Genomic DNA, 363 nt, shown 5'->3' on the forward strand with positions numbered 1-363 from the left:
TTTTTTAGCCTGCTGCTTTTCCTCGCGCATAATCCATTCCATCCCCGCTTCACGGGAGACATACAGCGGCCCCAGGGTGCTGGGAATCGATTCCATCCGCCGGGGGTTCAGCGACAGCCGCAGGTGATCCATTAAAGGACGAATCAGGGTTTGGTCATAAAACACAGCGCCTGCTCCATACTGAATAAACGGCACATCCCGCATAATTAATTGTTCAAAAATAGATCGGCTTCCGCTGGCTGTCCGGTGCAAAATAGCGATATCCCGGTAGCGAAGCTGGCCTTCCTCCACCTGTCCGAGCAGATGAGTGACGATATGCGCCGCTTCTTCCTCGGGCCCGGATGGGGTAGCGAACTGCGGCGG

Annotated in this window: 1 protein-coding gene; it reads right to left on the reverse strand. The window is 55.4% G+C overall.

What is annotated here, in order from left to right:
• Positions 1-363 (reverse strand): 3'-5' exonuclease (locus WG8_RS27805; RefSeq protein WP_007428600.1); only part of this gene is annotated, 363 nt, incomplete at both ends.

This window comes from Paenibacillus sp. Aloe-11 (assembly GCF_000245715.1).
GTDB classification, from domain to species: domain Bacteria; phylum Bacillota; class Bacilli; order Paenibacillales; family Paenibacillaceae; genus Paenibacillus; species Paenibacillus kribbensis.